This window comes from Flavobacterium sp. MK4S-17 (assembly GCF_009848495.1).
Taxonomy (GTDB): Bacteria; Bacteroidota; Bacteroidia; order Flavobacteriales; family Flavobacteriaceae; genus Flavobacterium.
This window is the reverse complement of record NZ_WWEP01000017.1, coordinates 1-13,679: the sequence shown is the minus strand read 5'-3', so window position 1 is coordinate 13,679 and position 13,679 is coordinate 1. Positions and strand designations below refer to the sequence as shown.

Here is a 13,679-nt window from a genome sequence, read left to right as displayed (position 1 = left end):
TTTAATCAATTTAAATACTAATCTCTTTTAAATTTTATCTCTGTACTCCATTCGGTATAATAAACGATTTTCTTTGCCTCGCTTTTATCTGTAGTAATATATATTTTAAAGTCAGCTTGATTCTTCCATTCCTTTTCAATAAACCAAACACCGTCTTTTGCTTGATTCCTCCATTCGGTTCTCATTACTATCCAATCAGCTTCAAACTTATCGGTAGTAACGTAAACAATATAATCAGCTTCCGAACGATTTTCAGTTATAAAAACTTTTTGTGAGAAAGCCATTGAAGAATAAAGAAGAAATATGAGTAATAGTTTCATAATATATTTAATTTCATTCAAATTTAATTAAATTTGTCTTAGAAAATAAACCTCATCAGAGGTGTAACATATTCGTACTAAATAGTCTTGTTCACAGAAATCGGCAAAATTTCAATTATACAGCAAGACGGTTTTAAGTGCGCCTGCAAGGCGTGCCTGTTCCGTTGTTGTATATGGTTTTGCCGAACCACTGTGAGCAATGTGATACGTGGCACGTCCGTTTTTTATAATGGTATCATATACTTTTAGTACTTACAGAAGTAACCAATTAAACAGTATATGAAAAACATTAAAACCCTCATCAAAATTGTCTTAGGTTTAGGCATACTACTTTATCTCATTTTTATAATTTTTGGCTTTTTCCATTCGTGGAAGTCATCTTTAATTTGGATTATAGGGGCTATCTTTCTTTTAACCTTATGGGGTAGTTTTTTTGAAAATAAAGACCCTCAGCAAAATAAACCTAAGTTTTCAAATGGGTTGCGTATTTTTCTGTTGATACTCTCATTAGTAGCATATGGCTGGGGGGCATATCTATTGCCTGATGAGGTTAAAAAAAGTAGCTCAGATGAAGTTGTAAACCCTGTAATTAAAAAAGATCGCTTAGTTAAGAAAATTGTGCAAAAGCCTAATATTGATTTAGAATCTTTAAAATTATTTCAAAAGCAATGGGCTGATAGTGTTGTTAAAAGTTATGAAGGTCAGTACATAATTTCATGTAATTTTTCATTACCAGACACTATCAGTTTTGAGTTGAGTAAAGGCGCAACACAAAACTTTAACTCAAATGAAAGAGATAATTTACCTATGCTCAAAAAAAATTACTACAAGGCTTTAAAATCAAAATTAGGCAGTCAATATGACACATATACTACTATTATCAACTATATCCCTAATAAAGTTTTAGCGGCGAAATCTAATCCTTCAGACTGGACGCATCCCATATTCAAAAATACCGGGATTAAAATTTATTCCGGCGATGAATATACAAAGGAATATGTAGGTACACTCCGTTGCGAATTCAAAGATGAAACTGATGGATATACTTACTATGTTGTTTATAGAGATAATGGAGAGGATATAAATATTGTGGAATATGATTTCCGTAATTACTGGGTAAAAAAGGCAGATGCAGATGAGCGTATGGGTATAGGGCTTAAAAAATGCTTTTAAATCAAATCAATAATAACAAATGAAAAACTTACTTTATTTCCTGCTTTTATTTGCAGCAGTTTCTACAAGAGTTTCCGGGCAAAATCTAAAAAACGACTGCGAATTTTTCAAATCAGCAACTTATTTGTATTCCTCAATTAATCTGTTTGATGAGGTCTTAAATTCGGATGAGCCGGATGCTGCTTCAAAGTTATTATCACAATTAAAAACAAAAATTGACAAGCTAAAAGTGTCGCATCAGAAAGTTAAAGCTGGCTTCTCAAAAGATACCGATTTTAAACAGTATGATAGCTGGGTACAGGTTATCCTAAAATCGTATGAGATGCTAAAAGCAGAAGTTGATACCTGGCAACTGGGATATACTCTTATAAAATCTGATATTGCAGACTTCCTAAAGACAAAATATTAGTTTTCATTAAAAAATGTAAGCCAGAGGAGAATATCTAAGTAGGTTATAGGAAAGAGTATGCTTTTTGCTTTAAAGGTGGGGGGTATCACCACCCTTTAAATTAATAAAGCCATTGAAAACCATAGACTTTGAAGCACTTTTGCCAAATCGTGGGTTCAATGGCTTTTTCAATCTCAGATAAGACTCAAATATGCCTTATCACCACCACTAATTAGTACATCTTGATATTCTGCCGCTTATTCATGTCTACGATAATCTCCTGAATTTGTTGGGGATTAAGTAACTGAAGGTATTGTCGGGCTTCCCTAATTTTCCTGTCCGGGTCTACATGGCTTAGATACTGCCCCATTTTTTTGTAATGGGGTAACAATTGCTCAAAAATAACCTCTTTTACACCAGTTGAGGTTTCATCATTACCTTTCACAAGAATTTTAGCAAAATTCTTAAGGTGTACAATTCTCTCATCAGGAGGTAAGGCATTCATTAGCCGCTCCAATTTTTCAAAATTCTCTACAAGGATGGCCTGTAGATTTTCCTGGGCTTCTTTGGTAAACTTGTTAGAGCTTCCCATTTTTCGCCCTGCATTCCTGTAATTTCCGTTACCGGGATTTTGCTGGTTCATAAAATTAATTTTAATAGTTGTTAATAATACTTTCTCTTGTTGTAATGATGCTGTACAGTTGCAAACTGTGCAGCTATTATAAAGTGTTATTAATCGTTTTATATATAGTATTATATGTATGCATTATTTTACTATATTTACTTGCCATAATTGGCTATATCCTTTGCAGGGATTAAACTGTAGTTTTGCAGGTAGTAAACAAACAGTTTTATTCTGCTGGATTTATACACTTTCCATATTTTCCTGGCTTGCAAACCATTCAAAAAATTCATCACTAAGTTTTAAGAAGTGGCTACGACTATCGACTAAAAAGCCCCGGGCTAAAAAATCTGATTTTGTATGATTGTAATGGCTATCACTTATACCAAGCACCGATATATACAAATTCATTCCAGCTATTGCAACTCGATTTTTTTTTCTTTTTGATAAAGAGTAAATGAGATATAACATTCCATAATGTTTAACTGAAAGTTTGTACTTGCTCCGATGTGCATGATATATTTTCAAATAGTTACCAGTTTTGCCTTCAAAAACATCTTTGACGTTATGTTTTATAAGGTATGGCTCCCCTTTGTCAAAATGCTGTATATAGCCCTTCATCATTAAATTTTCTATCTTTCGTTTAATAGTTGGCCACTTAAACCCTAAGTATTTTGATAAGGCAGAAATACCCTCAGAATAGCTATTGGATTTGCTCCTATGCAGCATCCTTTCCAAAACGAGGTATTCATCAAAATCAATTTCAAGTTCTATCATAACGTTGTAATAAATCATAGTGAACCTATTGTCTTTAAGTGCTATCTTTGTCATTGCTAAATGAATTATAAAAAGGCGTATTCACTCCAATGATGCGCCTTTTTTGGTTAATAATAATTAATGTTTCTTATGGGAATATTTAAGATTTGTAGGGCTGGCAAGGATGTTTTGGATGTCCTCACTTTTAAATCTTATGCGGCTGTTTATGCGATAGTAAGGCAATATACCCTCCCGCATCCAAGCATGTAAAGTAGTTAAGGAAATACCAAGCATTGCAGAGGTCTCCTTTCTGGTCAATAATTCTGTAGATTTTTTCTGGGAATTTTCTTTTTGCTCGTTCAGGACGGCCAAAAATTCTTCTTTTACGGTCTCTTTAATAAGAGCCTTTAGTTCGGTTACGCTTACGCCTTCAAGATACATGGACATAATATCCTTAGTTTAAAATTAAACATTGATTAATTTCAAACAGTTCTATCCTTCAGGTTGTATTTCTTTAGCTGGGCGCTAAATGGCACTTTTTATATTACGTCTAACTGTTTTGGACAAATTAAATTAACTTAAATGAACGTTCAGGTAATTGTGTCAATTCTGAGAGCAAAGTAAAGTGATTTTTTGTAACTATCAAAATAAATTTTAAAATAATTTATTGAAAATGAAGGAGTTATTTAATTTCGCTCAAATTAAATAGTTAATTTGTTGGTTTAACTATTATTATTTAAAAAAGTCATTTTGAGCCATTAATACAGCATTTTCTTCAGAAGAAATTTTTATATATTGTAAAAAACTTGCCTCTGTAGAATGCCCAGTTATCTTTTTAATACTTATGACTGGCACGCCAGCTTTAAAAGAATTTGTGGCAAAACTTCTCCGAGCAGTATGGGTGCTAATCAGTTCGTATTTTTTCTGTACGATTTCTGTACGAATGCCACCCACAGTCCTAACACTTACTACATTATCATTGATTTTTACCTTTTCTCCCAAATCTTTAAGATATTTATTCATCTTTTGGTTTGAAATTGGTCGTGGCATTACACCATTATATTTATTTAGAATAGCCCTCACTTTTGAAGATATTGGTATAGTAACTTTTTGTCTCGTTTTTTGAGTAACGATTTCAAGAACCTCAACATTTCCCACTTTTTTAATATGTTGAGGCTGTATTTTGCTAAAATCACTAAAACGAAGCCCCGTTAGGCATCCCACAATAAAAGTATCTCTTACACGGTCTAATTTTTGGTTGGTTGTCAAATCCTCATTGTAGATTTTTTCCAATTCATCGGTTGATAAGTAAATGTGTGTAACATCTTCTTTTTTGATAGTGAATTTTCGGCTATTATAGGCATTGTTTATATGGTAGCCGTATTCAGCTGCCTCATTCATAAAAAGTTTCAGGTTTTGAATGAGCTTTAGCGAATAGTTTACAGAAAATGAACGTGGAGCGGAGTACAGAAAGTTTGTAAACTTCCCTAAGAAGTCAATATCAATATCCTCATAGTTCACTACACCATATTTTTTTGTGTAATCGGTCAAATGTTTTAGAGTTTTCTTATATACCTGAATTGAGCCATAGGGCTTTCCAGCTTCTTCTTTACGTTTGATAAATTCATCTATAAATTGGAGTAATGAAGGCTTTTCTTTGCGTTGCTCTTTTTCGAGGGCAATATCCAATTCAGCTTTAAAATCTTTGAGGGAAAGAGGTTTTGAATCGTTGAGGTGTTTTCTATAAATGTCTTGCGTATGATACCGAAGTTTTTCAAGATAGGCATTAAATTCTACTGCGCCTTTAAAATTTCTATTATTACGTGCTTTCTGCTCTTCATCATTCCAATACTCCGGGTTTATTTTTTGCCCAGTAGAGTAAACAAACTTCTTCCCGTCATAGCGAAATACTAAAACTACTAAAGTTTCTTTCTCATTCCTGTTCTTTAAATTAAATCTTACATTTGCCATTATACAGTTGTCGTCTGGGTTGTCGTTTTGATTAAATTAAACGTTATTATACTTTATCGAACTGTACAAATATACTGTATATTGTACTGAAAATGAAGGTGTTTATGATAAATTTTAATATGCAAAAATATAAAAGGTTCGGGAGCCATCTTCTCCACTTTTATTGAATTTTAAGGCTTTTCAAAACAAAGCAAAATTTTCAAAAAGTATCGTAAAACCTGCAAAACGTTATTTTGCAGGTTTTTTTGTTTTCAGGCCACCTGCAAAATTTTCAAAAGTGCACAAAAAGTTTTTGGCAAATCATACCTTGCCAGCTTAACTTTATATAGACTGCTAAAAAATTTTGCAGCAAACAATTAGTTTCATTTTTAGTTTTAAAAAAACTTTGACCATTTTTATGATAAGATTATTTTCTTATTTTTGTAGAAAATAATACAATATGAGTGACAGGATAAGAGAAAAGCTAAACATATTAGCTGATGCGGCAAAATATGATGTTTCCTGCTCATCAAGCGGTGGAAACAGGAAAAATAACAATAAGGGAATTGGTGATAGCTCTAACGGAATTTGCCATACTTATACTGAAGATGGCCGTTGTGTGTCATTGCTTAAAATATTGCTTACCAATCATTGCATTTATGACTGTGCTTTTTGTGTATCGCGCAAAAGTAACGATGTAAAGCGTGCTGCTTTTACAGTTGATGAGGTAGTTGAGCTCACTATGAGTTTTTACCGCCGTAATTATATTGAAGGGTTATTTTTAAGTTCGGGCATTTTTAAAAATGCAGACTTTACAATGGAGCGCCTGGTTCGCATTGTAAAAAAATTACGTTTTGAGGAACGCTTTAACGGCTATATACACCTTAAAACTATTCCCGGTGCAAGTGAAGAACTGCTGACTGAGGCTGGCCTTTATGCCGACCGCATGAGTATAAACCTGGAGATGCCTACCGAAACAGGACTAAAATTACTCGCTCCTGATAAATCACATGATGATGTAAAGAAACCGCTTGGTTTTATTCAGGGTAATATAAAGCAGTTTAAAGATGAAAAGAAAACCGGGCTTATAAAACACGTACCCAAATTTGTGCCTGCAGGGCAAAGTACCCAAATGGTTATAGGTGCCACGCCCGAAACGGATATGGAGATTATGTACAGTGCTAACGAATATTATAAAAATTTTTCGCTGAAACGGGTTTACTATTCCGGCTATATTCCTATCAGTTATGATAGCCGCATGCCTGTTATTGGCAGCCAGCCTCCATTGCTCCGCGAAAACAGATTATACCAGACTGACTGGCTGATGCGTTTTTATGGCTTTGATGTACAGGAACTGCTTAATCCAAAAAATCCACACCTGGATACCGATATGGATCCCAAATTAAGCTGGGCACTGCGTAATCTCGACCAGTTTCCTGTTGATATTAATTATGCCGATTATAAAATGATATTACGCGTTCCGGGTATAGGTGTCCGGTCTGCACAAAAAATTATCCAGGCGCGCAGGTTTGGCAGGTTGCGCAGCGGCCAGCTCCAGAAAATCGGCGTGGCTTATAATCGCGCTAAACACTTTATCCGCTGTGCCGATAGCCCTTACCTGCTTAATGAGCCTGATGCACCGCGCCTAAAAGGGCTTATATTTGCCGAAAGCAGCAGTAAGTACCTGAAAAACGCACAAAACCAGCTTTCATTATTTTAATTATGGTAACCTATATTTTTGACGGAAGTTTTGAAGGGCTTCTTACGGCTGTATTTGATTTTTATGAGCTTAAGCCAGTAAAAGTCCGGCTGATATGGGATAAAATTTACCAACCGTCAATGGTGGAGGAAAGCCATGAGATTATAAATGACGAAGCAAAGACCAAACGTGTATGGAATGGCTTAAGAAAAAAGCTAAGCAATAATTGGGCGCAAACTTTTTATAAAGTACATCTTGCCGAAGACGCAAAAGTTTTTCAGGATATGTTTGATTTTGCACGGTATATTTTTGACAATCCAAAGGGCGCCGAAGCTAATTTCGGCAATCCGCATGTTATGGCGATAACGCAAATGGAACGTAAAATAAGCCGCGAGCGCCACAGGATGAAGGCTTTTATACGTTTCCAGAAAACGGCTGACGGAATTTATTACTGCCCTATTGAACCTGATTATAATGTACTGCCGCTGGTAGCCAAATTTTTCAGGGATAGATATGCTGACCAGCAATGGATAATTTATGATGTAAAACGCAAATACGGTTTATATTATAACCTGCATACGGTAGAACAGATAACATATGAGTTTATTGCCAGTGTAGATACAAGCAAAGTTCAACTGCCTGCGGAACTTACAGACGAAAAAGAAGAGCTGGCCTCAATGTTGTGGAAAGATTATTTTAACAGCACCAATATACCTGCACGTAAAAATATGAAGCTGCATATACAGCACGTCCCTAAACGCTACTGGAAATATCTTAACGAGAAAGAAGGGAAAAATTAGTTGCCTGAATGTAGTAATCTTTACGTTACTTATAGCTCAAAATCAGCATATTCTGTAAATAAATTTTACCCTGAGAAAACGAATATCCTAAATATACCTACAAATATATCCTATACCGCTACGTTTATACATTCTCTGAATTTTATAAGTTATGATGATTTAATTTTGGTGAGAATGTACTATTAACATACATTTACAGCTTTTTTAAAATAACCAATAAGAATTTGAAAACCTCCATATAAAATTACACAAAGAGTAAACCACCATCTATGAAAACAAAAATTACCCTGCTTAGCCTCCTGGCTTTTTTACTTTTTATTACAAATGCCATGGGGCAGTGTACTAACGGATACCAATATCCATTTAATAGTTATGCACCATTAAACACTGGTGCGTTTGAAATAATAAATAATAATTGCGAACCTGGTGAGTATGCACATTTAATTTATATTTCAACAAACAGGGTATACACTTTTGCCTCATCTGTTCCTACGGATTACATTACTTTGACTAATTTTAATGACGAAGTTTTGGCGCATGGTCCATCCGGGTTAACCTATACTCCTGAATATAATACTAACTTGCGTTACTATATTCACGCTGATTCCAATTGTTCCGATGAGGGAACAGATAGGACAAGATATATTGCCTCTCAGCCTTTGCCTTCCTGCGGTACTCCAACAGCACTTGGGGTTTCAAACATAACATCAAATTCCTGCCGTATCAGCTGGACAGCTCCGGCCACAGCACCGGGTTCAGGTTATGAAGTTTATGCAAGTACTACAATGATAACACCGGTGCCATCTGCCGCTGCTACCGCAACTACAACAACAAACGCTGTTGAAGTATTAAGCGGATTAAATGCCGGGACCACTTATTACTATTGGGTTCGCTCAAATTGTGGCCAGCAAAAAGGGGTATGGGTTTACGGCGGCGGATTTACAACAAATACATGGACGGCCTGTAATGGTGCTGTTTACGGATTGTATCCCCAGGCAACCTTTACACCCGCCTGTATCGGTAATGCCGAGCAGATATCGCAAAGCAGGGCAGGAGAATATGCCAATGTTAATGTGCTGACTGATAAACAATACACTTTTGAAAGTTCAGTGCCTACTGATTATATTACAATAACTAATTTGGATGGTACAACTGTTTATGCAACAGGTACAACACCTTTAATATGGAATTCAAGTACTGTATCAGGAGTAGTAAGGTATTATATCCATACTAATTCAGGATGTGGGACTGAAAATACAAACAGGACCAGGACAATTGCATGCCAAACCCTGCCGTGTGGTGTGCCGAACAACTTGGAAGTTTCAAATATTACAGCGACTACTGCTAAATTAACATGGTCTGCACCCTCTGTTTTGCCCAGTGGCGGCTATGAGGTTTATCTTAATAATTCAGGCAATACACCCTCGGAAAGTGTAAATCCTACAGCAACCTCAGCTACTAATATAATTAACCCGCTGAGAGGCCTTTCAGAATACACAACCTATTATTTTTGGGTACGCTCAGTATGCGGTACTAATAAAAGTGCTTGGATACCGGGGGGAAGTTTTAAAACTAACCCTCTATCCGGCTGTAACGGAGCTTACTTTGGATTGTATCCTGAACAAATATTCACCCCGGCGGGTACCGGTTCAAGTGAAATAATTGCAACCGACTCCAAAGCAGGGCAGTATAGTTATGTAAATATTGTTGCCAACAGGCAATATACCTTTGCAAGTTCTGATACAGGAGATTATATAACTATTACAAATGAAGCCGGGGATAAAGTATTTGCTACAGGCGGATCACCATTATACTGGACTTCAAACGACTTTAACGGCGTAGTAAGGTATTTTATACATTCTGATGCAGGTTGTGTTGCAGAATCTGTTGACCGTACCCGTTATATAACCTGTGCAGTTCCGGGTAGCTGCACCTGGGCGGCAGGTATTAAAGTTTCAGATATTACTTCTTCATCCGCCCTTGTGTCCTGGACACCCAATAGTGCTGAACCGGGAGTTAGCTATTTCGTTTGTGTTACTTCTTCACCCTATACAGCTCCTAATGTTGGAATAACATTAACCGGAGGGACAAGGCCTAATGGTGTTATAGTAAATGAACTGCAGCCAAATAAGGTTTATTATTACTATGTAAAAAAGAGTTGTAATGGTGGTGGAAGCACCCCGTGGGTTTCCGGTGGTGTGTTCAGGACAATTTCTTCAATCTATATAAGCTGTAATGGGGCATTTTACGGAATTTACCCTATGGAAACTTTTACACCTGCCTGTAACGGAACCCCGGAGCATATTGGTGAAAGTGCGGCAAGCCAATTCTCTTACGTAAACCTCTCAGCCGACAAGCAATATATTTTTCAAAGTACCATAGGGACTGACTACCTTACCATTACCAATGAAGCCGGAACGAATGTGCTGGCAAAAGGATCTTCGCCATTAACATGGAATTCAGGGGCTTTTTCAGGAAAAGTCAGGTTCTACCTTCATTCACAGGTTGCCTGTGGCTTTTCCAGCTCGGTAAGGGATAAATTTATACAATGTACAGATAACTGTGTTGCGCCGGGCGCAGCTACTGTTTCTAATATTAACGCCCGGTCGGCAAGGCTGGCTTGGACAGGAAATGCAAGCAGTTATCAATATTATTACTCAACAGATAATACTGCTCCTGCAGATAATTATCCTGCAACAGATAATGTAACTACCAACAGAAATGCAAATATTGCTGATTTAACTCCGGGTGCCACTTATTATGTTTGGGTACGTTCAGTTTGTGGTAGTGGATCCTCACCTTGGGTTGCAGGGCAAAGCTTTACCACTTTTGCAGGTGGATGCTTTACCGGTTATGGATACCCTAATAGCGGTTTTGTACCAATGTGTAACGGAGGGCCTGAAGTTATTACAACATCTGCGTCTACGGCACAATATACTTTAATAGATATTACAGAATCTACAAGCTATATTTTTGAAAGTTCTGTACCTACAGACTATATAACCATTACAAATGCACAAAGGACAGTACTGCTTGCACATGGGCCAACGCCTCTTTCCTGGTCTTCCAATACGAATAATGATGAAATATGCTTTTTCGTGCATGCTGATATAAACTGTGGCGAAGACAATGTACAAAGGACAAAAAAGGTTACCTGTGTGTCACCAAATACCTGTGGCTTGCCAACCGATATAGCTATATCAGATATTACATCAAACTCAGCTACATTCAGCTATACATCTCCTGCTAATCCGCCAACAGTTGGATATCAGTTCCAGGCAACATTGGCTAATACGCCTCCGTCTGACAACATTCCGGCAGTAGCCAATACCATTAATACTTATGGTACAGTTTCCGGATTAGCACCTAATACAACATATTACAGTTGGGTTCGCTCCGTTTGTATTACTGGAGCAGGGCTTTGGGTAGCCGGCCCGTCGTTTACCACAATACCTGCAGCCACAACCGGATGTAATGGTGCTGTAAATGGTTTATGGCCTTTAGATACATTTACATCGGCCTGCAGCGGTACTAACGAAGTTATTACAACCAGTGCCTTTACAGGGCAGTTTACAAACATTAACATTGCTGATGTTAAAACATATACATTTACAAGCAGTGTAGCCACTGACTATATTACTATTACCAATGAAGACGGGACAGAAACCTATGCAGCAGGGCCAACACCGTTAACATGGTTCTCAGACTCAACTTCAGGGATTGCGCGCTTCTATTTAAACTCGAATTCTTCCTGTGCTGTTAATAGTGTACAAAGGACAAAATCAATTAGTTGCGTTACTCCTGTTTGTGATGGTGTTACAAGCCACGCAATAAATAACATAACATCTAATTCCGCAACGTTAAGCTGGTCTCAGCTATCTAGTATTTACCAATATTATGTAGGCACAGAAAATGTTGCCCCTTCCGGCACTTCTGCAATCAATACAAGTAGCAGTAAGATTCAGCTACAAAACTTAAGCCCTTCTACTGTTTATTATTACTGGATAAGGGTAAAATGTAATACAGGCATAAACAGTACATGGGTAACCGGAAGTTTTACTACAGCAAATGCACTTGTATGTAACGGTACAAATGTACCGTCGGGCTATTCAGGCTTATACCCGGAACAGACTTTTAACCCATCCTGTACGGGAGCGCCAGAAGTAATATCAAACTTATCATGGGCGGGTGAATATTCCAATGTTGCAATTGTGCCTAATAAAACGTACACATTTACAAGCTCTGTAGCAACAGATCATATAACTATTACAACTGCCGATGGAAATACGCTTTTAAGTTCGGGAATAACACCTGTAACCTGGTCTTCAGGAAATAACACAGGAACCATCAGGTTTTTCCTTCATTCCAATAATTCATGTGGCGGTCAAAATGTTAACAGAATACGATATGTTGTTTGCGCTGTACCTTGTACAGCTCCTGTAACACCAACATTTACGCAGATACAGCCAATATGTGCAGGCGAATCTTTTAACCTTCCCATAGATTCTGCTAACGGCATTAATGGTTCATGGTCGCCGGCAATCAATAATATGCAAACCACAACCTATACGTTTACTCCTGATGTTGGGGAGTGTGCTGTGCCAACCACAATGACAATAGAAGTATTAAATGCAGATATTGTACCAACTTTTGACCAGGTTGGGCCTATATGCCCGGGAAGTTATTTAGCCGAACTTCCTGTTGATTCAACAAATGGAATAAATGGTTCATGGTCGCCGGCAATTAACAATATGGCCACCACTACTTATACTTTTACACCAGCGCCGGGACAATGCGCGGTGCCAACAACAATGACAATTGAAGCAACATTGCCTCCAAACAGGGTGCCTACTTTTACTCAGGTAGAGCCAATATGCGCGGGTGGCTATTTAAATGCGCTTCCTACTTCCTCAAACGAACAGATATTTGGTGAGTGGACACCACAATTAAACAATCAGGCTACAACAACCTATACATTTACACCTGATGAGGGACAATGTGCACTACCTGTAACAATGACTATTACCGTGAATACAGACCCTTACATTATCCCTGAGTTTGACCAGGTTCCTCCGATTTGTGCAGGAGTAAACCCGGGTAGTCTTCCGATAGACTCAAACAATGGAATAAATGGCTCCTGGTCGCCAGCAGTTAATAGTACGGCTACAACAACTTATACTTTTACCCCTGATCCCGGGCAATGTGCAGTACCTGTAACTATGACTATTACGGTAAATACAATGCCACCTGCCCCGGCTGACGTTGTTTCCTGCGGTACTTATATATTGCCGGAATTACCGGAGGGATATTTTTACAGTGGAGACAATAGTCAAGGAGCACCATTGGAAGAAGGTACCCCAATTTATTCTTCCCAAACAGTTTATTATTATTATGACAACATACCATGCAGTACTCAGGGAAGTTTTTATGTAACTATTCAGCCTGTTACACAGGAAGTTGTAATGAATGGCGGAACTATTGCAGCATTAATGGCAGGCTCCGGCATTACATATCAATGGTATAAATGTGTTGATGATAACAGGGTAATCATTCCGGGTGCTACCGCACAGGGTTTTAGCCCTACTGAAAACGGATATTACCAGGTAAAAATTATGGTTCCTGGTTGTGACTCTATTTACAGCGACTGTGTACTTGTTACTAGCTTACAGACTGATGAAACTACTTTTGCAGGAGAATTGAAAATATACCCTAACCCGAGCCCGGGCCAGTTTACGGTTGAAACAGGAACTGTTACAATAGAAAAAATTACTGTAATAGATAACCTTGGCAGGATTATCAAGAGGGAATATCCTTCTTCAACCCGCACACAGGTAAATATTGCAGGGTGTGCAGATGGTGTATATTTTGTAAAGATTGAAAACAAAGGTCAGGTATCTGTCAAGAAGATTGTACTTAAACAATAATTTTTAAAAGGAAACAATTGACAGGCTTCCGGAAATTCAATTGAATT

10 protein-coding genes are annotated in these 13,679 nt (G+C 37.5%); 5 read left to right on the top strand and 5 right to left on the bottom strand.

Features of this window, described 5'->3' with window-relative positions:
• Window positions 1–17: 17 nt before the first annotated feature.
• Window positions 18–320 carry a DUF6150 family protein gene (locus tag GSF09_RS07755; RefSeq protein ID WP_159800380.1) on the bottom strand — a complete coding sequence of 101 codons (303 nt, stop codon included), beginning with the start codon at window positions 318–320 and terminating at the stop codon, window positions 18–20.
• A gap of 279 nt (window positions 321–599) precedes the next feature.
• On the opposite strand from GSF09_RS07755, the gene GSF09_RS07750 reads away from it, so the two are divergent.
• Together GSF09_RS07750 and GSF09_RS07745 are read left to right on the top strand one after the other, a co-directional pair.
• Window positions 600–1,493 (top strand): hypothetical protein, encoded by an 894-nt coding sequence (locus GSF09_RS07750; RefSeq protein WP_159800379.1) that lies wholly within the window; start codon window positions 600–602, stop codon window positions 1,491–1,493.
• 19 nt (window positions 1,494–1,512) lie between these two features.
• Window positions 1,513–1,902, top strand: a complete 390-nt coding sequence (locus GSF09_RS07745; protein WP_159800378.1) for a hypothetical protein — start codon at window positions 1,513–1,515, stop codon at window positions 1,900–1,902.
• A 211-nt stretch (window positions 1,903–2,113) separates the two neighbouring features.
• On the opposite strand, the gene GSF09_RS07740 is transcribed toward GSF09_RS07745, so the two are convergent.
• From GSF09_RS07740 to GSF09_RS07725, 4 genes are all read right to left on the bottom strand, one after another.
• Complete coding sequence (locus tag GSF09_RS07740; protein WP_159800377.1) at window positions 2,114–2,524, bottom strand: hypothetical protein; 411 nt, start codon at window positions 2,522–2,524, stop codon at window positions 2,114–2,116.
• Between the two features lie 222 nt (window positions 2,525–2,746).
• Window positions 2,747–3,334 (bottom strand): hypothetical protein, encoded by a 588-nt coding sequence (locus GSF09_RS07735; protein ID WP_159800376.1) that lies wholly within the window; start codon window positions 3,332–3,334, stop codon window positions 2,747–2,749.
• A 63-nt stretch (window positions 3,335–3,397) separates the two neighbouring features.
• Window positions 3,398–3,706, bottom strand: coding sequence for a helix-turn-helix domain-containing protein (locus tag GSF09_RS07730; protein ID WP_159800375.1), 309 nt, complete (start codon window positions 3,704–3,706; stop codon window positions 3,398–3,400).
• A 285-nt stretch (window positions 3,707–3,991) separates the two neighbouring features.
• Window positions 3,992–5,230 carry a site-specific integrase gene (locus tag GSF09_RS07725; RefSeq protein ID WP_159800374.1) on the bottom strand — a complete coding sequence of 413 codons (1,239 nt, stop codon included), beginning with the start codon at window positions 5,228–5,230 and terminating at the stop codon, window positions 3,992–3,994.
• A gap of 439 nt (window positions 5,231–5,669) precedes the next feature.
• On the opposite strand from GSF09_RS07725, the gene GSF09_RS07720 reads away from it, so the two are divergent.
• The 3 genes from GSF09_RS07720 to GSF09_RS07710 all read left to right on the top strand — a co-directional run bounded on the left by GSF09_RS07720 (window position 5,670) and on the right by GSF09_RS07710 (window position 13,632).
• Complete coding sequence (locus GSF09_RS07720) at window positions 5,670–6,929, top strand: putative DNA modification/repair radical SAM protein (RefSeq protein WP_159800373.1); 1,260 nt, start codon at window positions 5,670–5,672, stop codon at window positions 6,927–6,929.
• Window positions 6,930–6,931: 2 nt separating this feature from the next.
• Window positions 6,932–7,708, top strand: a complete 777-nt coding sequence (locus GSF09_RS07715; protein WP_159800372.1) for a TIGR03915 family putative DNA repair protein — start codon at window positions 6,932–6,934, stop codon at window positions 7,706–7,708.
• A 269-nt stretch (window positions 7,709–7,977) separates the two neighbouring features.
• Window positions 7,978–13,632 carry a fibronectin type III domain-containing protein gene (locus GSF09_RS07710; protein WP_159800371.1) on the top strand — a complete coding sequence of 1,885 codons (5,655 nt, stop codon included), beginning with the start codon at window positions 7,978–7,980 and terminating at the stop codon, window positions 13,630–13,632.
• Window positions 13,633–13,679 lie beyond the last annotated feature (47 nt).

Coding starts and splice junctions, on each gene's coding strand:
- GSF09_RS07755 (WP_159800380.1), bottom strand. CDS start 320: ATGAAACTATTACTCATATTTCTTCTTTATTCTTCAATGGCTTTCTCA.
- GSF09_RS07750 (WP_159800379.1), top strand. CDS start 600: ATGAAAAACATTAAAACCCTCATCAAAATTGTCTTAGGTTTAGGCATA.
- GSF09_RS07745 (WP_159800378.1), top strand. CDS start 1,513: ATGAAAAACTTACTTTATTTCCTGCTTTTATTTGCAGCAGTTTCTACA.
- GSF09_RS07740 (WP_159800377.1), bottom strand. CDS start 2,524: ATGAACCAGCAAAATCCCGGTAACGGAAATTACAGGAATGCAGGGCGA.
- GSF09_RS07735 (WP_159800376.1), bottom strand. CDS start 3,334: ATGACAAAGATAGCACTTAAAGACAATAGGTTCACTATGATTTATTAC.
- GSF09_RS07730 (WP_159800375.1), bottom strand. CDS start 3,706: ATGTCCATGTATCTTGAAGGCGTAAGCGTAACCGAACTAAAGGCTCTT.
- GSF09_RS07725 (WP_159800374.1), bottom strand. CDS start 5,230: ATGGCAAATGTAAGATTTAATTTAAAGAACAGGAATGAGAAAGAAACT.
- GSF09_RS07720 (WP_159800373.1), top strand. CDS start 5,670: ATGAGTGACAGGATAAGAGAAAAGCTAAACATATTAGCTGATGCGGCA.
- GSF09_RS07715 (WP_159800372.1), top strand. CDS start 6,932: ATGGTAACCTATATTTTTGACGGAAGTTTTGAAGGGCTTCTTACGGCT.
- GSF09_RS07710 (WP_159800371.1), top strand. CDS start 7,978: ATGAAAACAAAAATTACCCTGCTTAGCCTCCTGGCTTTTTTACTTTTT.